The organism is Dellaglioa carnosa (assembly GCF_026948345.1).
GTDB lineage: Bacteria > Bacillota > Bacilli > Lactobacillales > Lactobacillaceae > Dellaglioa > Dellaglioa algida.
This window is the reverse complement of the sequence record NZ_JANXLI010000007.1, coordinates 1-19938: the sequence shown is the minus strand read 5'-3', so window position 1 is coordinate 19938 and position 19938 is coordinate 1. Positions and strand designations below refer to the sequence as shown.

Here is a 19938-nt window from a genome sequence, read left to right as displayed (position 1 = left end):
AATAACAATGAGTGGAATCTCTTATAATTTAATTTTTGATCAAATAGTAATAGATAAATTGACCAGGCGCAATGAGAATTAGTCCGGCAAATTGAACAACGAAAATTAATAATTTAGTCACATTTTCAGTTGAAATTTCACGCGTATTCATTTCCTGTCTCGACTGCGGTGTCTCATCATCTTTATCTTTTTTTATTTCTTTTTGATTAAATCCATTTAATTCAAGATTGTATGGATAAAAAGTTAAAAAATTTAATATCAAATAATAATTGATTAATAACCGCCAATTTGGTGCACTCCACAGGTTCCCAATCGCTAAAAGAATGATTAAAGGAACCAACCCTTTAAGTAAGGATACTGAATAATATTTAAATCGTTTCACAATGGCCCTCCAGAGATTTTTCTTGTTCACTCTAGATTAGCATAATTTAATCAAAAACGCTGATACCTAGTGAAAACCTTTAGCATTTATTAAGTTAATTATCCAGTTGTAACAACTTATTTACCCTAATTCTTGATTGATTTACAGCAATCATCGTCACAACGTAAAGTGTGACAAAAAAAGAGGTTTCGATGGTCGTTCCAATAAAGGCACAAACAAGCGCCAGTGAGAACAAAACATTACCAAGAATCTGCCATTTTCGTTTCTCAATTGCGTAATCCGCTAATATTTTAGTTTCTTCTGGGCCTAATGAATCCACACTTCTAACATTAGCCTGACGTACTTTGGTTAATTGTAATGACAATTTGATATTATAAATAATCAATATTGCCATAATTAAATACAAAATTGTTTCCATTAGCACCCCTACTCTCTTCTTAGTTTAATACAGCTACCTTTTAAACACTTTTTCCTCTATACTTAATTTATGCCGTAAAATAATAAAAGAGTTGCTAAGATACCGCAACCCATCCATTATTTTACAACTAAAACGTCACAAGGTGCTATACGGGTAACATAATTTGTAACTGCGCCCATTAACATTCGCTCGACTGCCTTCAAACCGGATTGACCCATAATAATTAAATCTGAATGGTGATCCTCAATGAAGTCTTTAGCAATTACCGTCTTAGGACTTCCAAAACGGATGTGGATGTCAACATCTGTGAAACCATCTTTTACGATGCTATCTTTCAATTCATTCATATATGCTTCTGTATCTTCAAATGTTTGATAAACGATTGAACCGCCACCGTCCATCATCCCTGAAAAACTAACAGAGAATTGACGTGTGTCAATAACGTTTAAGATGTCTAAATGTGCATGGTTTGCTTTGGCACTTTCTACAGCACGACGTAATGCTTTTTCAGCTGAATCTGATCCATCAACTGGGACTAAAATATTTTTATATTCTTGTTCCATATTTGCCACCCCATATCTTTTATTTATGATTACAGTATATCATTAAAATTGTATTAGATGTTAGCGTTTTACCTACAAAATTTGAAATAAAGAAGGTTTCTACTATGTTATTAAAAAGAATTTCTATTTTTAGCGCTCCCTATTCCGTTCACGAATTAACGGAAAAAGATTTACCTCAAATGTTAGTGTTAGAAAAAAGTCAGGCGGATTACTTAGATCTTCAAGGAAAGTCTGACTTAACAATTGATGAAATCAAATCCGACTTAACATCTGTCCCTCTTTCAGTTAACCAGAATCAAAAATGGACTCTTGGATTTTTTAAAGATGAAAAACTTGTTGCTATTATTGATTTTCTAACAGATTACCCTCAAGTTCAGACCGTTTGGATTGGTTTATTTCTTGTCTCAAAGGGCGATGAAGGAAAAGGGATTGCCACCCATTTATCAAAAGCATTTTTTAAGTCTCTTAAATCTGAACAATTCACAAATGTTCAAACTTTAAAATATGAACAAGAAACAACAAATCAAATATTATTAGAAAAATTAGGGTTCGTCGATCAGCAACCGTTAGTTTTAAAAAGTTCTGATGGGAGTAACATCCCCGCCATTCTTTCTAAATTAACACTTTAAATTAGAAAATTATTTAACATGTATCCAGTATTTCTTACTAACATTTGGTTATCTTCTTTCATTTCCTATGATTTTGGCCATCTAGGTGTTATGATTAAATAGTAAGAAACTGGAGGAATAAAACATATGAGCAAAAATTTATTAGCAGATCTTGAGAAAAACTTCATCACGAGTGATGAAACTTCTAAAACATTTAAGGTTCCAAGCAAAAAGGAAGATCTAACAATAAAGATTGACAATGATATTTTTGAAAAAGTTTCTAAGGATGATGAAAAACTCGAACGTCTAATTAAGAACTTACTTAAGTTCAGTTCAAAGAGTAAAGCAAAAGAATTAATTTCAATTAATAAACGTAATTACCGTATCTTCATGTAACCCACAAAACTAGCCCGGTTGAGACTAACTTTGGGGGCTAGTTTTTTTAATTCTTGTCAATTCGACGTTTTTATTTTAAACTATTAGTTAAGAGGTGATTCTTATGTTTTTAACTACTGGAGATGTTAATCGTTCATATGCTATTAAAGGCATTGTAAATGCGACGGCTAAACTTATTTTAGAAGCTGACGAAATTGATCGTGTTGACGATTTTGATTCATTATACGATGACGTTCGCGCTGAATTGGCTGAACGCGCAATTAATAAAGGCGGCGATGGTATTATTAACGTCCACTTTGAACCGCAAACTGTTCGCGTAACAATTGCGCCTAGATTCTTAGTCTTGCATGGTTACGGTACTGTTATCGAGTTTTCCAAGTAAATTTATACGCGCTTGTGGCGGAACTGGCAGACGCGCAGCGTTCAGATCGCTGTTTGGGTTTCCAAGTGCAGGTTCGATTCCTGTCAGGCGCATAGTTGAGTTTCATCGGTTATCATATATTGTCATAATCCTTGATAAATCAACGTTCTTAAAAAAATAGTATTCATCAATTATCATATGTTTTCATTAAAAGTGAGTCACGAATGAGTCATCAAAATATATAAGTTTGCAGGGCGTAACTAGAACACTGACTAAGTTAGTGTTCTTTTTTTATACTCTCATTTACTTATAACGAGTCACACAATGAATATGAGGTTAATTATACAATATTCGTCATAAATAAATACTGTTTCTTCTATAGTATGTATCTCTTAAGCTAAAATACGTTAAATACTATCTTATACACTTTTAAGGTAGATTTTAGTAGGTTCCTAGTTTCACGATTAACTAATTAAGGTCAGGTTTTGTCAGGTTCTTATATTTAAAAATGTTAAATTTAGTTAAGTTCTGATGAGCTTTTAATAGCTTTGTTGAGCCTTATTCTACAGTTAGCCCCCCTTATGTGCGAACTTCCACCTTTTTTGTTGAAGTTGAGGACATCCACCGGTTTAACGTTTCTATATTTCGTTAAATATTTTAACACCCGGGGACATCATTCTATTTATCATAAATATGTTACCCACTTGTTGAATCAACATAGTATTTTTTATCATTCATTAATAGCATTTATATACTTTTACTAACCTATCTATAATTATAATTCTTTTAGTTTTTATTTCAGGATACTATATTTTCACTTCTGCTCTTTTAATATTGCTCTCGTCTTATTAACAAATTTCAGCAAAAATTTTTTCTCTCTCAACAAATTATATACGTCCTCTATATATCAACATTAACCAAGTTCTTTAGATGGCTTACTTAATAAATAAAATTGAAGTAAAGAAAAAATCATAAAAGTTACAACATAAATGATTTGGTTAATCATACCCCTAATAATAATAAAGTCCAATAAGAACTTTCCCACAATAATTATTATATACCATCTCTTTTGAACACCTGCATCGTTAAATCTTCGAAAAGATATTGCAATCATTGGTATCAACATTGATAGCACATATAGAGCCCATATTCCAAATACTAAATCTGATTTTACAGGTGGTATTTTCAGTATAGTTTGTCTTGGTGCCATTAATAACCCCATTAAGAATGCTTTACATGCATAGATACTACTAAATATATAAATCTCAAATATTAGATTTATACATCTATTACTAATCCACAAAATCCAAAATTCTGTTCTCGTACTTTTTCCTTGAAAATCAAAAGAATATACATATAAATTTTTATACATTTTAATTAATTTTTTCATAAAGCACTTAATTCCGTAACAAAACTATCAAACACTCCCATTAAAGGTTTTAATTCTTCACCTTTCTGTACGACGGCAGTCACTGCCCCCTGTAGTCCCATCACAACCACACTTACCTTTGTCACAACGTCAAAAGAAGGATTTGTTATTTTTTTAAAGGCATCATTATAAGCTTGCACAGGATATGGCGCATTTACAATTTGCTTATAATAAAATTCAAACGTTGCGGATACTTTCTCTGATACCCCGCCGTTTGCTATCGTAAAATTATAAGTCATTTTAAAACCAATCTGACCTGGTTCTTCGGATCGGGTCACAATTCCATAAATTATTTCACCATTGATTAATTGATTAGCTGTTTTATTCACTGATTGTTCTACATTCACTCGATCAAAATAATTGTAAAATGGTACAGATGGATTTATCGCAGTTAATCCAAAAGTATCTTCTATTTTTCCGTTTTTAATAGTAAACAATATATTTTTTTCTGTTTTGGATTCCCATTCACTTGCGGTTGTGATAAAAATATCCATGCCTGGCGCAGTATAACTATACGTTTTATTTAATTCAAAAGATATATTAACCATGGGATTAAATGTCGAATTAGCTTTACTTAAATTTTTAATTTTATCATCAAATAATTCACTCTTATTTATATCAAACTTCTTACAACCAAGATCTTTTCCTGATGAAGCGACTTGATCAATATCAACACCATTTTGCGTATACTCAGTAAATTGATCAAAATCCCAATCTTCAGGCATCGGAAAACCTAGATTGCCACTCCACCCAGTTGACATATTTGATACAAAGAAATTATCAATTCCGTTTCTTTTAGCATGTAAACAAACATTCCTAGTTCCATATATACCTGTCTTATAACCATATCTCGATAGTGTCGATTGAACCCTTTGGATATATGGAATAACTGTTCCGTCAATATCACCTTCTTGAAAGTCAACATCAACTGCAAAATAAATCACGGTTCCAACAGCAAAACCCAAGCTTTCAGCTGCATCACCAGCTAAATAACCGTCTGTAATACCTTCTTCAGCAGTAAAATATTTTTCTTCATAGCCACCATCTTCATAAATAGGAAAAATACTAAATCCTTCAGCAACTAAATTATTAATTTCAGCTGTTGTCAAAAATTTATCTTTTTCAGCAGAACCAGTTCCAACCGTACCTGTTAGATAACGGCCAACAGTGGTGAAATCTACTGCTTTTAAGGCTTTAATTTCAGCTAATGATAATTGCGTTGCTGTATCAAACGCAATAGAATCACGACTCGTATTACCATTACTTGTTAGTAATCCTTTAATAACTGTTAAATCAGCTGTACTTGAGTAAGGAGTGAGCATCATAAATTTTCTAAATGCTTCTACTTCTGTTGCGGTATAAGTATCAAAAGAGCTATTAAATTCTGCCTTTTGATTAAATCCATTAACATAAAGACCCCATTGAATTAATCGAACTATTTTTCCAGTTTCACCTGGCTTAACTGTGGGTGTTGCAGCTATCGTTGCTGGTCCATAAGCCCCATTAGCTGTATCAGTATCCATGCCTTCTTCTGCTTGAAGCGCATAAATTAAAGCAGTATTTGTATCCCTTTGATAAATTCCATCACAGGGTAATATACCAAAATAAGCTGTATAATCATGATTTAATTCTTGTTGCATTGTTCGAATATGGGTATCACCATTTTCAACTAATGAAAAGGCCATCATATCAAATAAAGCCTTCATAAATTCGACTGTAACAGTCCCATTTCCAGATAGTCCTGCATCTTTTTGCATTGAAACAACGGCTGCTTTTGTTTCAGCACTAAAGGTTGTATTAAAATCTGTAGGATTAATTCCTTTACACCAAAAAGCACCTTGAATTAATTTAGCAATATTTCCTTTATAACCAACTTTTAACGAACCAATAATCGGCTTTAATGCAGCCTCAGTTTGTTCACCAAAACCATCCGCAACTGGTGAAATTCCTAATTCATGTTGGAGTCCTTCTCTTAAACTATAAATTGTTCCCCAACCCGTATTTCCATTTTCAGTTACTTTATCATAACCAGATACAGAACTATACGTTGCATTTAACCATTTTTGTACTTCTAAAACCTTTGCATCACGAACTTGTTTTTCCATCGAAAATCACGCTCCTTAAAGTTTATTAGATTAAAAAATTAGTATACTGCTAAATAACTACTTCAACAACTTCATATTTATGCTGAAAAGATAACTTACTATAATTCATTTTTCTTCAATAATTTACCTGAATTCAGTACCTTGAAATAAATACGCAAGCTGGACCACTCCATAATTAACTTCAATTATAAACGAGTATGGCTGAAAAATCAGCCCCAATAAATTGCTACTCATTTTCGTCATTTTGGCATTTTTCGCTTTATCTCGTTGATTTAACAACATTCTACTCTTCGAAAACTTTTAATAAAGGGAATTTTACACAGTTAAGAGATTGTCCATTCTTTCTTAATTTCTATACCATGACCCCAAAATACTTAAGGGTATGGATCATACTTCGTTAGATTAAATGCCAACAATTTAAATAACAAGTTTTGACAAGTTCTTTAGGATGTCAGAAATGTCGGGATGAATTAATTTATAACAGTTTCCTTTTAAGGTGTCTTAAATGTCTTGATGATAGCAACTTTATATAAGGTTTTATAAGGTTGCTATATCGTAACGCTCCGTTTCAATTAAGAAACGCTCCCTACGTTATATGATTAAATAAGCACCTACATCCCTTGTCATGACTAGGTTAATCGCTCTTATTCATTATTGTACTATCTGTGTTGTTTCGTAATCAACCGATAATTCCGCTCATTGTAAGTTAGTAGACGGCGGAACTTTCCGCTGTCCTAAATAGATAACATAAACTTCTCCCAAAAATTGGGGTAAAGTCACCATACGAGTGGGTAGACAAAGACCTTAGCACATTCATCCCTAATTACTCTTATAAATAGCTATACACAGGCTTTAAGCATACTTTTATCTAATTCATAAAAAGCCTCATTTTGTCCAGTTTTGTCTACCTTGTATCATTCTATTATTAAATTAACCTAGCTTTACAATCGCATTAATATATCAGTATAAAATGGAACTACAAACGTTATCAGTACGGCCTTATGTCTTTGTTTATATCAATCATAAAAAGCTCCATTTTGTAAAGTATTGTAAACCTTGGTAGCTTATTCCGTAACACAAAAAAAGCACCTATGATATAAATCATAAGTGTTTTAATAAATTTGTTTTCTATGACCGATGTTAATCACCGTAACTATTAAAATATCATCTTCAATCTCGCAGATAACTCTATAATCACCGACACGATAACGCCATAGTAGTCCTGATAAATTACTCGTGAGACCTTTACCATGGCTATACGGGTCTTCTGTTCCGTCAACGTTTATATACAACCAGTCACGTATTAGTTTTGCTTGGTGTTTATCTAACTTCTTAAGATTTTTACTAGCTTTATCGGAAAACCTAAGCTCATACTTACTCAAGGTCTAATGCCTTAGATACTTCTTCCAAACTAGAACTCTTCTTACCAGATTCGATAAACTCTTTATGCGCTACTTCTGCAGTCATAACATCGTATTGATCTTCTAAATCACTCATAGAATATTCCTTAAGTAATGTAGTTAATGTTACCCCATGAAATTTGGCCATCATGTCCAACCATTCCTTTTCTTCTTCCTTCCGAATGTCCCTCCCTTTTTTGGGCTTCGTTCTATCTTTTAATTCATCTTTAATCATTTCTAATCTTACTATATTTACCGTTTTACTTTGTATATCACTATACCCATATACTAATATTAATACCACTACACATAGCGCGAATACTGCTGTTACCAGATAATCCGCGTTACTGCTAAATGCAGTATTAAATAATACTTTAAATATCTTATTTTTTGCTAAAATTTCCCTAATGTAGTTACTCGCATTAATCCCCATAATACTAACTAACGGTAAAATAATATTTACTATATTTCTAACCGGCGTAGGCACTTGTCTTTTTGCGTTTAATAAGTCTCTGTATTCTCGTAACTGCTCAATACTAAGTGCATTAATTTTAGTTTGAAATTGCTCCCTTTTACTTTGCTTTAGTTCGATTCGAAAAAGCAATAAATTAGATTTTACGTATACATATTTAACGATTGACCCTAGTATATATAGGGCATATACTGCCATGCAGATCACGAATATGGCCTCCACTAATTTTTCGTAGGGTAATTTCAACACCTCACACAAAATCATCATGAGAACTCCTGTATAAAACGTACTTAATTAAATATATAAGGTGTTGCAAAATGTCACTAAAATTAAGAATTATGCTGGCTTAGTATTTAAAGAAGCTAAACGCTTAAAAATAATCTATGATAATCCAATAGAGTTAGTTATCTTACCTAAGAAACCCACTGCACTTGGCGAAGAGAAGTTCGAAAACTTTTGGGATATTAATGAACTACGTACATTCTTTACACATCTCAACACTGAATATTCAGGCACTCATGATAAAGTAATCGCCCTATTCAGATTATTAGCATTCACGGGGATGCGAAAAGGCGAAGCATTAGCCTTACAGTTTACTGATTTTGATTTCATTAACAACACCGTAACCATTAATAAAACAGTTACTCGTGCCGTTGATAATCACATGGTAATCGGTACACCTAAAACGGTTAAATCGTTTAGAACGATTGATATAGATGTGCTGACGTCTAAAATTATTCAGAAGTGGCAAAATACACAACGTAAAGAGATGTTAATGCTAGGGTTTAATACAAACAATACTAATCAACTTGTATTTCCCAATAAAGATAATATGTTATTAAACGTTACGAAACCAAATAAGTGGCTAGATCATATCATTAGTAAATATGATTTAAAGCACATAACTGTTCACGGCCTGCGTCATACTGCGTGTGCCTTACTCTTTGAGTCAGGTGCAACGATTAAACAAGTCCAAGAACGTCTTGGCCATTCGAACGCAGAAACAACGTTAAACATATATGCTCACGTGTCCAAGTACGCCAAGAAAGAAACTGCAGACAAGTTTGCTAAATACGTTAATTTTTAAAAAGTGAGTCACGAGTGAGTCATAGCCTTAAATTGAATGTCTATAAACGTTGCAAATACTGGTATTAAGGCGTTTTAAACATTAGGGGAACAATCCCTGTCAGGCGCATTATCAACATTGATACATCAGTGTTTAAATCCGATTCGTATCCATTTACGAATTGGATTTTTTATTTTAACCAAAAATCCTTTAAATTGTTTTAACGATCTATCTAAATTAAACATTTTGTTACTCTTTTGACTAAATTCACTTTTAAATCTTAAAATTTAACAAATAAAAAAGTGTGCAATTCTGCATTTTAGCAAAATTGCACACTTTTTTATTTGTTATATTACTCTACTTAATCAGTTCATATATTCCTTCAGCGTAAATGGCTGCAGCTTTGAACACATCATCCAATGGAATAAATTCATTAGCTTGATGCATCGTGTCGGGAACGCCTGGGAACATCGCTCCAAAGGCAACACCGCGTTTCAAGAGACGACCATAAGTTCCGCCACCAACAACTAAACCTTCGGCCTTTTCGCCAGTTTGTTTCGTATAAACGCCTAATAACGTTTTAACCAAAGGATCTTCTGGTGATACATAATGAGGGCCTTGTAGACGACCGGCCTCAATTGTAACGTCCATTTCATTCGTAATATTTTCAATTCCACGTTTAATATCAACTTCTGTCATACCTTTAGGGAAGCGGAAATTCAAGGCCACTTGCCCACCCTTATCAGCTTTAAAAGTAAATATTCCAGAGTTCATTGTTAAATCACCCATAATGTCATCAGTAAAGGCAATATTAAAATTATTCATACGTGAATCTTTGTGTAAGTAGTCAGCAGCTAGACGTAGATAATTACCCGCGTCACCACCAAAATCAAATTGATTTAAAAATAATGCTAGGAAAGTTCCCGCATTTTCACCGTTTTTAGGTTCTTGCGCATGGGCAGCTTTACCAACCATCGAAATAGTTACCATATCATCATGGCGTTCTAGTTCGCCGGTAACGACGTTAGCAGCTATAAATTCGTTAAAGACTTCTTCCATCTCGGTACCATTTTCCGTTTTAATCACGGCTTTAGCATCGCGAGGAACCATGTTTTCTCGGAGTCCAGCATCAAATTCAAGCAATTGATCCTTTTTACCATTTGAGCCATTAAAGTTCAAGAAATAAGTGATATTTCCCTTTTCACCATTGATGATTGGGAAGAATGCATCTGGCGAAAATCCAAAATCTGGTTCGGGCATATTTTCAAGGTAATGTGTCATCCCTCTCCAGCCACTTTCTTCATCAGTTCCAATAATAAAACGAACTTTTTTTGAAACGGGCAATCCCAACTCTTGAATGATTTTCAAACCATAGTATGCAGCCATTCCTGGCCCTTTATCATCTGAAGCACCACGAGCATAAATTCGGCCATCTTTAACAACTGGAGAGAACGGATCAGTATCCCAACCGTTTCCGGCAGGCATAACATCAACGTGAGCTAAAATTCCCAACGTTTCGTCCCCTTCACCAAATTCAATATGACCAGCCAAACCATCAAGGTTTAAGGTTTTAAAACCATCACGTGCTCCAATTTCCAAAAATTTATCCAACCCAGCCTTAGGTCCGGGACCTAAGGGGGCTTCGGTTGTTGCAATTGATTCATCACGAACACTTTCAATTTTTAACATTGAAAATAAATCTTCTAATAAGGCATCTTGACGCTTTTCAACTTCTGCTTTCCAATCTATACTCATTTGACTTCCTCCTATAATATTAGTAAGACCATTTTATCACAAAATTTTAATAATCGGTATTCAAAAGCGCATTAAATCAAATAAATTGATATACTCTAGTCATTCAATAAAGGAGTGTCGAAAATGGAAAAAATAGCTAAATCGATTTTAACCACCATATTTAATGAGGAAGAAAAACAAGTTGCCCAGCAGCGTATTGTTGTCGTTGGGGGCAATGAAAATGGTGGTAGCTCTGTTTTTATTACTGCAAAATCTGCTTTTTATAGTAGCGGAAATCCAATCACAACGGCAACAGACAAATTAAATTTAGGAGCTTTGTACGCGAATCTACCCGAAACTAACTATATTAATTATTTCGACAAAGTATTACTTGCTGATGCGATATCAAATGCGTCAGTTATTGTCGCGGGTCCCGGATTAGGATCTGATTTAAGAAGTTCTGATATTCTAGACGTTGTTCTTGCAAATGCGTCACTCAATCAGACATTAATTTTGAGCGACGCCGCCCTTAAAATAATTAAAGAATCAGGTCACGCTCTCCCAAAAACTAACTTAATTTTGGTTGCGGACGAAACTGAATGGGCTAGCTTTTCTAATACCCCAACTGAACAACAAACAACTGATACACTAGCAAATTTTCAACAAAAAAATAACGCCATAATTATCATAAAAAAGGCTCATACTGAATTATTTTTAAAGGATGGTTCTGTTCTAGCTAACCCATTAAAAACGTCACAAACAAGCACAAATTCTTTAACTGGGATGATTGCTGGACTAACTACTTTGTCCTCTAATACATCAGAAACAGTTGCGGCAGCTATTTATCTTCACGGCTACATCGAAGACCAAATCTCTCGTTCACAATTCCCAGTTCTTCCTTCACGCATCGTTGATAACATTCCTTTATTTTTAAAAGAATTTACGATATAAAAAAATTGTCGACTTTAACTAGTCGGCAATTTTTTATTGAATCGATTCAATTTCCTCGTCCGTTAAAACACGATAACGACCTAAAGACAATGTTTGTTCTAATTCTAAGGTTCCCATTTTCTTACGTTCAAGTCGAATGACCCTCATCCCAATTGCCCCAAACATGCGTTTAATCTGGTGATATTTTCCCTCGGTAATTGTCACCAGAACCTCAGATATATTTGTATCGCTTTGATATGATTCTACGCTCAGCGTAGCAGGCTTTGTTTGTGTGCCATCCTTCAATAAAAGTCCCGTTTTAAATTTTGACACATCGGCATCAGTGACATGCCCTTCAACTTTAGCAAAGTACACTTTATCCACATGACGCATTGGCGACAGCATTCGATGACCTAATTGACCATCATTTGTAATAAGCAACAATCCAGTTGTATCCTTATCTAAACGGCCAACTGGAAACAGATCATCCCGGTAGTCCACACGATTAAATAAGTCCATTACTGTTTTTTGCTTTTTATCTTTAGTTGCTGTTAGTACACCGGCTGGTTTATTCAAAAGGTAGTAATAGTATTGTTGATAATGGACTAATTCTCCATTCACCTGAATAGTTGATTCCATTGGATTAATTTGAATTTTTGCACTAGTGACCTGTTCATCATCAACTACCACTTGTTTTGTTTTTATGAGTTTACGAACATCACTTCTCGTACCAAATTGCATTTCGGTCAAAAATTTATCAATTCTCATTTCAGTTTAAACCTCACTTAATTCTCAATCTCCGTCGTAGTCCAGCAACGCGATCACCTAATATCTTATCGGCTAATCTTGTTTTTAAACTAAAGTAGATATAAACATATCCGCCCAAACCGGCAGCAATAATAATTGTTATAATAGCACTAATTCGACTATCCATCGGTAAAAATAGATAGATAACTTTTACTGCTAAAAGCGCAATAAAAAATGTCATAAGTGCATAAATCATCATTTTATTTAATCTTGCTTGTATTAGTCTTACATTTAAATGGAACATTTTATGTAACGAGCGAATCATTAACCACGAGCTTACACCCATACCAATCGCTGTAGCTGCCAATGGTCCAAATGCACCAAGCCAAGCAACTAAAGGATATTGAACGACTAATTTGATTATCATACCAACGAAGAAATAAACAATTGCCTTCTTGTTCTGATAAACACCTTGTAAAATGGCGGAAACAACCGTAAATAATCCCAAGAAAATTGATTCATACGCTGAGAACTGTAAAACGTAAATTCCGACTGGATCGTATCCATAAAAAATAACGTATAATGGATGAGCTACGGCGGCCATTCCTAAAGCACATGGCAACATTACAAAAAAGAATAACTGTAACGTATCTGAAGTTTGCTCACTCAACGCCTTTTTATCATTTCGCGTGTACGCTTCTGATAGTAGCGGTATAGCTGTAATTGACATTGCTGAAGCAATGGAAATGATAATCATCACCAATTTGTTAGCATTAAAACTAAACAATGCCCATAATTCATTTTGAACAGTTCGCGTATAATTAGTAACGTGTGTCATAATACCAAAGAAAGTATATTGGTCAATTAACCCAAAAATTGTGATAGCCGCGCCAATAATAATAAAAGGAATTGATTCTCGAATAACTTCTTTAATGATTTGTTGGGTAGAAATCGTCAATTTATTATCACTATTTGCGACTAATCGATCTAGTTCGGGTTTTCGACGGTAAAAGTACCAGACTAAAACTAACATACCACCTAATGCCCCAATAAAGGCCGCAAAAGTTGATTGTGTCACACCAGTAATATAGCTACCATGGCTAACTTTCATAATAATAAATGTTGCACCTAGCATGTAAATAACTCTAGCAATTTGTTCGAAAAATTGCGAAATAGCAGATGGTGCCATTTCTTGGTAGCCTTGAAAAAAGCCTCGTATTAAACTCATCATTGGAATGATTAATAAGGCCCAAGATAATGATCTAAAAACAGGGATAACATTTTTATCCCCACTCGTGATGTATGGTGCAATAATCCATAATATAACCGCACAAACGACGCCCATTATAGCCATTAATGCCATTCCATATTTGAATAATCGTCTCCCAATGCCATACTCATTTTGTGCATTGTAATGCGCAACTTGTTTAGCAACGGCAGAAGGTACTCCCGCTACTGCAATCATTAGAAAGAAACTGTAAACATTATATCCCATACTGTACAAAGCATTTGCCTGTAGTCTATCTGGACCCAACCACATGTTCCATGGAATAATGTAGATAGCTCCCAGTACTCTTGAAAAAATACTACCCGCAGTCATCCAGGCTGACCCTTGCAACATTTTTCGTTTAGCATTACTTTGTTCAGACGCCATTTGATCTGCTAATTTTACATCTTCATCCATTACTTTTGTACCCTACTTTCCCATAACACTTAATCTTACCATTTTATAGCTTTTAAATTTCAGTTGCAATTTATTTTTTTATTTTTAATCAAAAAATAAACGAGTATCACAAAATAATTATATTTTGTGATACTCGTTTAGCATATTTTAATATTTAATTTGCAACGATATTAACTAGTTTACCAGGAACAGCAATCACTTTACGAATTGTTTTCCCTTCAAGTTCTTCTTTAATTTTATCATCATTTAAAGCTAATTTTTCTAATTCATCTTTAGTGGCATCTTTAGAAACAACACTATGTTGACGAACTTTACCATTAACCTGTAAGACAATTTCAACTGTATTTTCAACGAGTTTACTTTCATCAAATGTAGGCCAACTTGCGTAACTAATAGATTCTTTATGTCCTAGCAATGACCAAACCTCTTCAGCCATATGCGGTGCGATTGGCGCGATTAATTGAATAAAGCCTTCAACTTGTTCCTTAGCTAACGATTTAGCTTTATAGGCGTCATTAACAAAAATCATTAACTGTGAGATACCCGTATTAAAGTGAAGTGCCTCATAATCCTCAGTTACTTTTTTAACCGTTTGATTATATATTTTATCAAGTTCACCGTCATTTTCATCAACAACTACTGAGCTAATCTGGTTATCTTCGGTCATGATTAATCGCCAAATACGCTCGATAAATTTATGTGACCCATTCAATCCATCTTCACTCCAAGCAATTGAAGCATCTAATGGTCCCATGAACATTTCATAAAGGCGTAACGTATCTGCCCCAAAACGCTCGACGATATCATCTGGGTTAACAACATTACCCTTAGATTTAGACATTTTTTCATGGTTATCACCTAAAATCATTCCTTGGTTAACTAGCTTTTGGAAAGGTTCTTTAGTAGGTACGACACCAATATCGTATAAGAATTTATGCCAAAATCTTGCATATAGTAAATGTAAGACAGCATGCTCAGCACCACCAACATAAACGTCAACGGGAAGCCATTCTTCTAATTTTTTACGATCAGCAATTTCATTCGGGTTATGAGGATCAATAAAACGAACAAAGTACCATGAGCTACCAGCCCATTGTGGCATTGTATTCGTTTCACGTTTACCTTTACGACCGTTCTCATCGACAACATTAATCCAGTCAGTTAAATTAGCTAAAGGACTTTCACCTGTGCCTGATGGTTTAATATCCGTTGCTTCAGGTAACTCAAGTGGTAATTGGTCAACAGGAACTGTTGTTGTTTCGCCATCTTCCCAATGAATAATAGGAATTGGTTCACCCCAGTATCGTTGTCTTGAAAATAACCAATCTCTTAATTTATAATTTATCTTCTTCTGACCAACATTATTTTCTTCCATCCAAGCAATGGCTTTTTCAATGGCTTCAGCTTTTTCTAAACCATTTAAAAATCCAGAGTTAATGTACTTGCCAGGAGTCGTATTAGCTTCATCAGTAATTTCAGGGCCTTCAATGACGGGTAAAATATTTAATTCATATTTTGTTGCGAATTCAAAATCCCTCTCGTCATGTGCAGGAACGGCCATGACTGCACCAGTACCATATGATGCTAAAACGTAATCAGCAGTCCAAATTGGTAATTTTTCACCATTTACAGGATTTATTGCATACGACCCCGTAAATACACCCGTTTTATCTTTTGCCAAATCAGTTCGTTCCAAATCAGACTTAACTTCTATTGCTTTTTGATATGCTTTAACAGCTTCTTTTTGAGAATCGATTGTGATTTTATCAAGAATATCTAACTCCGGTGCGATAACAATATAAGAAACACCGTAAATAGTTTCAGGACGTGTTGTAAAAGCTTCTATTTTTAAATCATCAAATTGATCTACCTTAAAATTAACACTTGCGCCCGTTGATCTACCAATCCAATTTCTTTGTTGTTCTTTAATGCTATCTGGCCAATCCAAATCATCCAAATCGTCTAGTAAACGGTCCGCATAAGCCGTAATTTTTAGAACCCACTGACGCATAGGTTTTCTAACAATTGGGTAACCACCTCGTTCTGTTTTACCATCAATTACTTCTTCATTAGCAACAACAGTACCTAAATCGGGACTCCAGTTAACGGCAACCTCATCTTCATAGGCTAATCCCTTTTCGTATAACTTTTCAAAAATCCATTGCGTCCATTTATAATAGTCAGGATCAGTCGTATTTAGTTCGCGACTCCAGTCATACGAAAGACCTAAAGATTTTATTTGTCGTCTAAAATTATCAGTATTCGTTTTCGTAAATGCTTTAGGACTGTGACCGGTATCTAGCGCATATTGTTCGGCTGGAAGTCCAAAAGCATCCCATCCCATTGGATGCAAAACGTTAAATCCTTGCATTCTTTTCATTCGAGCCAAAATATCTGTAGCTGTAAATCCTTCTGGATGCCCTACATGAAGTCCCTGTCCAGATGGGTATGGGAACATATCAAGCGCATAAAAATTCTCTTTTTCAGGATTTTCAGTTGTTTTAAATGTTTGATTAGCATCCCAAAATGCTTGCCATTTTTGTTCAATTACTTTGTGATTATAAGTCATGTATACTAACTTCCTTTCTGATTATATATACAAAAAAGTCCTATAGAAGATTAACTTCTATAGGACGAATTTTCCGCGGTACCACCTATTATTCCAGTATAAATTACTGACTCTTTTTCATAACGTGAAATAACGTTCGCACCTACTATTGTTCAGTGAGAAAACTCAAGGATGAGTTCAAATAACCATTTATGTATATTCTCACTACCATATACTCACTAAAATAATTGGTTAAATTACTAGTTCCTCTTAATCGTTTTATATTAATTTCAGTGTAGCAAACGAATCTTATTATTGCAAATAATCTTTAGTTTTTTTATCGAATAAATTAATAATCATTGCGAGAACTACAATACAAATTCCTGCCAAATATATACCATGAAGACCTTGATACAGAACTTCACGTAATTTAGGTATCAAATGTTTTGGTAATTGATCTGCAGTCTGTGGATTGATTAAAATGTCCATCATACTATCCTTTGTTCCTGGAGTTTTGACTATTTCTTTATGCATTTGCATATTAAATATAATTCCAAATACCGAAATCATAAGCGTTTGTCCAAGAGTCCGGCTTAGCGTGTTAAATGATGTCGCCACACCAATATCAGACTGTGGTACTAAACTTTGTGCAGTAACCGTCGTCGCTGTAATCGTTATTCCAAATCCAACTCCCAATATTGCGGAAATAATTAAAAATAGGTAGAATGGTGTATTTATTGGCAAGAGACCAAGCGCAACAGATCCAATTAAAATAAAAAGTAAACTAATCGATAACACTTTCTTTGGTGCCCATGCCGCCATCATATTGCCTGCAAAAAAAGAACCCGCAATCCATAGAATAGAACTTGGTGTCACCGCAAATCCTGCCATAGAAGCTTTTAATCCAAGAATTCCCTGAGTCCATGTTGGAATATAAACCTCAAACCCAATTAAGAATCCCGATATTAATGCGGCTACAATATTTTGAATTACAAACGTTCTGTTATTAAAAAGTTTTAACGAAATAATTGGATCCTCTACTCTTTTTTCCCATTTAATGAATAAAAAGAGCGAAACCATAAAACCAAAAAAACAGAGTAAAACAACTAAATCCATTCCGACATCACCCCAACGTTGAAAGCTATACAAAATTGTTAGAATGCCTGTCATCAAAAGAAAACTACCAAAAAAGTCTATTTTTGAACTCATAATTTTACGTTCTTCTTTAAAAAACATCTGAATCATGATTATCGTTACCAAACCTATCGGTAGATTAATAAAAAATACCCAATGCCAATTGAGGTGATCCACGATAAAGCCACCCAATAAAGGTGCAACTATTGAGGCAATTCCCCAAGCTGAGCCATTTAATCCCATTACTTTTGCTCGGTTTTCAACAGAGTAAATATCAGCGATGATGGTAAAAGACACCGGCATTATTGCCCCAGCTCCAATACCTTGAATTGCGCGTGAAACAATTAAGGTCGCCATACTATTGGAAAATCCGCAAAGCGTTGATCCAGCCAGAAAAACTACAAGACCAAATATAAAAACCGGCTTACGTCCTAAAACATCAGCGAGTTTACCATATATTGGTGTCATCATGGCATTGGTTAATAAATAAATTGAAAAAACCCAATTCATTAACGATACACCATGAAGTTCCCCAGCAATTGTGGGCATTGCGGTTGATATTATTGTTCCTTCAACTGCAGTCAAAAATGTTGCGACAAAGATAGCAACCGTAACTAAACGCACATTAGTTTTTGAATTCATGAAGCGCCTCCTAAATAAAAAACGATTATATTAAATATTAATTTAATATAATTCGTTGAGTAAACTTTGAACTTTATCCGTTTTTTCCCAAGGCAATTCAATATCAGTACGTCCAAAATGTCCATAAGCTGCTGTCTGCTTGTATATTGGGCGACGTAAGTCTAACATTTTAATAATTCCCGCAGGACGTAAATCGAATATTTTTCGAACAGCTCCAACTAAATCTAATTCATCATATTTAGAAGTACCGAATGTATTAATATTAATTGAAACCGGCTCCGCCACGCCAATTGCATACGCAAGCTGAACTTCAACTTGTGTGGCAATTTTAGCCGCAACAATATTTTTTGCAATGTACCGTGCGGCATAACTAGCAGATCGGTCTACTTTTGTCGCGTCCTTACCAGAAAATGCGCCTCCGCCATGATGAGCATACCCACCGTATGTATCAACAATTATCTTTCTTCCGGTAAGTCCGGCGTCGCCTTTTGGACCACCAATAACAAATCGGCCCGTTGGGTTAATATAGTATTTCGTTTCCGAATCCAATAAACTAGGATCAATAACGACTTTAATGACTTTTTCTATCATATCTTCTTGAATTTGTTTTAATCCTGTTTTTTCATCATGCTGTGTAGAAATAACAACCGTATCTACTCTAAATGGCTGCCCTTTTTCATTATACTCTACGGTTACTTGTGCCTTCGCATCCGGTCTCAAGTATTTTAGTTCTTCATTTTTTCGTAAACTTGCAACGCGACGCATTAATTTATGACTAATCGCAATTGGTAATGGCATTAACTCCGGTGTTTCATCTACCGCATATCCAAACATTAATCCCTGATCGCCCGCACCAATCTGATCAAACGGATCTAAATCGCCATTTCTTGTTTCTAACGATGTATCAACACCTAACGCAATATCAGGAGACTGTTCATCTATAGCAACCATGACAGCACAATTATCACCATCAAAACCAACCTGAGAGTTAATATAGCCAATTTCTTTTATTGTATTCCTAACTACTTGTTGAATATCCACGTACGCATTCGTAGATATTTCGCCAACTACGAGCACCAACCCGGTAGTCACCGTTGTCTCACAAGCAACTCTGGCATTGGGGTCTTTTTCTAAAAGAGCATCTAATATTGCATCACTTATTTGATCTGCGACCTTATCCGGATGCCCTTCTGATACTGATTCTGATGTAAATAAATGTTTTTCAGTCATTTTTATCTCCTTAAAAGTGTATGAAATTAAAAAAGAACCTCAACTATAAAAGTTTAGGTTCCAACAAATACCTGTATGACGGTCCTAAC

Annotated in this window: 18 protein-coding genes, 1 tRNA gene and 1 other annotated feature; of the genes, 6 read left to right on the top strand and 13 right to left on the bottom strand. The window is 34.6% G+C overall.

Annotation, left to right across the window (positions count from 1 at the left end; genetic code table 11):
• Positions 1 to 28: 28 nt before the first annotated feature.
• The 3 genes from N0K80_RS07085 to N0K80_RS07075 form a co-directional block, all read right to left on the bottom strand.
• On the bottom strand, positions 29 to 382 hold the full coding sequence (locus N0K80_RS07085) for a hypothetical protein (protein ID WP_269024279.1): 354 nt from the start codon (positions 380 to 382) through the stop codon (positions 29 to 31).
• Between the two features lie 94 nt (positions 383 to 476).
• Entirely contained in the window at positions 477 to 800 is a 324-nt protein-coding gene (locus N0K80_RS07080) for a hypothetical protein (RefSeq protein WP_269024278.1), read from the bottom strand.
• Positions 801 to 916: 116 nt separating this feature from the next.
• On the bottom strand, positions 917 to 1363 hold the full coding sequence (locus N0K80_RS07075) for a universal stress protein (RefSeq protein ID WP_057973337.1): 447 nt from the start codon (positions 1361 to 1363) through the stop codon (positions 917 to 919).
• A 104-nt stretch (positions 1364 to 1467) separates the two neighbouring features.
• Here N0K80_RS07075 and N0K80_RS07070 point away from each other — a divergent pair, with 104 nt between their 5' ends.
• The 4 genes from N0K80_RS07070 to N0K80_RS07055 all read left to right on the top strand — a co-directional run bounded on the left by N0K80_RS07070 (position 1468) and on the right by N0K80_RS07055 (position 2841).
• On the top strand, positions 1468 to 1992 hold the full coding sequence (locus N0K80_RS07070; protein WP_269024277.1) for a GNAT family N-acetyltransferase: 525 nt from the start codon (positions 1468 to 1470) through the stop codon (positions 1990 to 1992).
• Positions 1993 to 2118: 126 nt separating this feature from the next.
• The gene (locus N0K80_RS07065) at positions 2119 to 2367 is read left to right on the top strand and encodes a hypothetical protein (protein WP_057973335.1); all 249 of its coding nucleotides are present in this window, start codon (positions 2119 to 2121) and stop codon (positions 2365 to 2367) included.
• A 103-nt stretch (positions 2368 to 2470) separates the two neighbouring features.
• Positions 2471 to 2749, top strand: coding sequence for a hypothetical protein (locus tag N0K80_RS07060; protein WP_057973334.1), 279 nt, complete (start codon positions 2471 to 2473; stop codon positions 2747 to 2749).
• Positions 2750 to 2757: 8 nt separating this feature from the next.
• Positions 2758 to 2841 (top strand) — tRNA-Leu (locus N0K80_RS07055).
• A gap of 800 nt (positions 2842 to 3641) precedes the next feature.
• On the opposite strand, the gene N0K80_RS07050 is transcribed toward N0K80_RS07055, so the two are convergent.
• From N0K80_RS07050 to relB, 4 genes are all read right to left on the bottom strand, one after another.
• Positions 3642 to 4100 (bottom strand): DUF805 domain-containing protein, encoded by a 459-nt coding sequence (locus tag N0K80_RS07050; RefSeq protein ID WP_269024298.1) that lies wholly within the window; start codon positions 4098 to 4100, stop codon positions 3642 to 3644.
• 14 nt (positions 4101 to 4114) lie between these two features.
• Positions 4115 to 6262: a glycoside hydrolase domain-containing protein gene (locus N0K80_RS07045; protein ID WP_269024276.1), complete on the bottom strand. Its 2148-nt coding sequence runs from the start codon at positions 6260 to 6262 to the stop codon at positions 4115 to 4117.
• A 1112-nt stretch (positions 6263 to 7374) separates the two neighbouring features.
• Entirely contained in the window at positions 7375 to 7644 is a 270-nt protein-coding gene (locus N0K80_RS07040) for a type II toxin-antitoxin system RelE family toxin (RefSeq protein ID WP_269024275.1), read from the bottom strand.
• The gene (relB, locus tag N0K80_RS07035) at positions 7637 to 8332 is read right to left on the bottom strand and encodes a type II toxin-antitoxin system RelB family antitoxin (protein WP_269024297.1); all 696 of its coding nucleotides are present in this window, start codon (positions 8330 to 8332) and stop codon (positions 7637 to 7639) included. Before relB ends, N0K80_RS07040 begins: the two co-directional genes overlap by 8 nt.
• Positions 8333 to 8441: 109 nt before the next feature.
• Between relB and N0K80_RS07030 the strand changes: the two genes are divergently transcribed.
• Complete coding sequence (locus tag N0K80_RS07030; RefSeq protein WP_269024274.1) at positions 8442 to 9221, top strand: site-specific integrase; 780 nt, start codon at positions 8442 to 8444, stop codon at positions 9219 to 9221.
• 336 nt (positions 9222 to 9557) lie between these two features.
• Here N0K80_RS07030 and pepV read toward each other — a convergent pair whose 3' ends face one another.
• On the bottom strand, positions 9558 to 10955 hold the full coding sequence (pepV, locus tag N0K80_RS07025) for a dipeptidase PepV (RefSeq protein WP_269024273.1): 1398 nt from the start codon (positions 10953 to 10955) through the stop codon (positions 9558 to 9560).
• A gap of 123 nt (positions 10956 to 11078) precedes the next feature.
• Here pepV and N0K80_RS07020 point away from each other — a divergent pair, with 123 nt between their 5' ends.
• Positions 11079 to 11885 carry an NAD(P)H-hydrate dehydratase gene (locus tag N0K80_RS07020; protein WP_269024272.1) on the top strand — a complete coding sequence of 269 codons (807 nt, stop codon included), beginning with the start codon at positions 11079 to 11081 and terminating at the stop codon, positions 11883 to 11885.
• Positions 11886 to 11918: 33 nt separating this feature from the next.
• On the opposite strand, the gene N0K80_RS07015 is transcribed toward N0K80_RS07020, so the two are convergent.
• From N0K80_RS07015 to metK, 5 genes are all read right to left on the bottom strand, one after another.
• Positions 11919 to 12632, bottom strand: a complete 714-nt coding sequence (locus N0K80_RS07015; protein ID WP_269024271.1) for a 16S rRNA pseudouridine(516) synthase — start codon at positions 12630 to 12632, stop codon at positions 11919 to 11921.
• A gap of 13 nt (positions 12633 to 12645) precedes the next feature.
• Positions 12646 to 14295, bottom strand: coding sequence for a putative polysaccharide biosynthesis protein (locus tag N0K80_RS07010; protein ID WP_269024270.1), 1650 nt, complete (start codon positions 14293 to 14295; stop codon positions 12646 to 12648).
• Between the two features lie 154 nt (positions 14296 to 14449).
• Positions 14450 to 16864 (bottom strand): leucine--tRNA ligase, encoded by a 2415-nt coding sequence (gene leuS / locus N0K80_RS07005; RefSeq protein ID WP_269024269.1) that lies wholly within the window; start codon positions 16862 to 16864, stop codon positions 14450 to 14452.
• 57 nt (positions 16865 to 16921) lie between these two features.
• Positions 16922 to 17127, bottom strand: a binding site (T-box leader).
• A gap of 28 nt (positions 17128 to 17155) precedes the next feature.
• Positions 17156 to 18619, bottom strand: a complete 1464-nt coding sequence (locus N0K80_RS07000) for an MDR family MFS transporter (protein WP_269024268.1) — start codon at positions 18617 to 18619, stop codon at positions 17156 to 17158.
• 42 nt (positions 18620 to 18661) lie between these two features.
• Positions 18662 to 19849, bottom strand: coding sequence for a methionine adenosyltransferase (gene metK, locus N0K80_RS06995; protein WP_146342731.1), 1188 nt, complete (start codon positions 19847 to 19849; stop codon positions 18662 to 18664).
• Between the last annotated feature and the right edge of the window lie 89 nt (positions 19850 to 19938).